This is a genomic window from Paraburkholderia ultramafica, assembly GCF_902859915.1.
Taxonomy (GTDB): domain Bacteria; phylum Pseudomonadota; class Gammaproteobacteria; order Burkholderiales; family Burkholderiaceae; genus Paraburkholderia; species Paraburkholderia ultramafica.
Genome location: NZ_CADIKK010000136.1, coordinates 1 through 1,470, shown reverse-complemented (window position 1 = coordinate 1,470; position 1,470 = coordinate 1). Strand labels below are relative to the sequence as shown.

General features: G+C 55.0%; 1 pseudogene. It reads left to right on the top strand.

Going from position 1 to position 1,470, the window contains the following annotated elements:
* Positions 1-1,209: 1,209 nt before the first annotated feature.
* Positions 1,210-1,470 (top strand): annotated as a pseudogene (locus HV744_RS36985) (hypothetical protein); the annotation flags it as partial.

Genomic DNA, 1,470 nt, shown 5'->3' with positions numbered 1-1,470 from the left:
ACAGTCGCTATCTTCATGATGAACGCTCCTTTGCCGTGGACGTCACGACCGCTCCACTCTGGCATAAACCTCTCGCTGCGTAGCGGGAGTCGTCCATCACATCAGAGCCGCTCCGTCCACCGTGTTCTGAGACACGACAGTCCTTGCCGATATCTCGTCGTGGCGTCAGCAACGTGACAGCCCCCCAGGGCATGACTCTACGCCAGACGTTCGACTCAAACGGAGGGAGGCCGGCTATATGATTACCAGAACCCTCTATACGCTTGTATGAGTTCCCGACGCTTATGCAGGAGCAGTTCTACCCGTTCGTACAATGGTTTCGTGTATCAGTTGCGTCTACATTAATTTCATGGCGGGCGCGGTCCACAGCAAGCGCGGAAAGGGTCGATTGATCCGATCGCCACCTTATTGGCTCAATGCAGGTTGGATGAAACCGTAGCTTAGGCAGAAGCACGGTGAAAGCCCTTAGTTTTTTCCATCTCCGAGCCGGCTCGGGCTGGCAGACATCCACTTGCGCCCGCGCACAGTACAGGAAGGGCGAAAGGAGAGCGACACGTGAATACGAAAGAGACAACCCGTGCCCGAGTCAGTATGGGGTACCCGAGACCCATTTCAGAATATGAGTGGATTCAAATCCACGCGGACGTGACACAACTGTCTTCCCGGCGGACGACGACGGCGCGAGTCTACGCCGTCTGCGGGTGGTCGTTGATTGAGGCGCCATTGGTAGAAGACTTGAACAATCGAGTTTTTTTGTCGGCCGTGCGCCGCGCAGGCGTCGTTCGACGTCGATGGGAATTCAACTGATCCCGCCACGTGACGAGTGGGGGCGGATTAATTTCGCTACATCCTGCGTTGGCGGCTCAACGCTGCAACTCCATGGGTTTCGCCGCTGATAACGCTTCGCGGAATGACCGTGATGCGCTTCTTTAATTCGGCCTGCGTAATGACAAAAGGTGACAAGTGACGCCGGATCAAAGCCTTGATCACACTTATGTCTAGCAGCGGTCAATGGAAGCGCGACTGATTTGCGACATCTGCTAGCGAACAGCAGCGCGCGTTAAAAGCTTCAGCTTCATCAGCAATGAACGGGATCAGCGCGTTCTCAAGTTCACATCTCTCTGTACCCAACAACGCCGAAGCGGGACGACTTTGATCGATCTTGCTGAATCCTCGGGGAAAACCTCCTTCTAGCGACATATACGGACAATGATGAGATATTTGAAATTACTTGGGGTTGCCTCGGCCACCGTCTTCGCATCGATTGGCGCGGAAAGCGCGTATGCGCAGGCAAGCACGATCACGGTCTCAGGTCAACAGTACAAGTTGTGCGGACAGGAGAATGGCAATTGCTCATTTCTCGGGACAGGCTCGGTGGTATTCGGAGCCGTACCGCCTACCGCGCCGTCGGTGATGTTGAGCGCTCCGCGTACTTTTAGTAATGGCGTCGGTTGTTATGTTGGCGCGGTT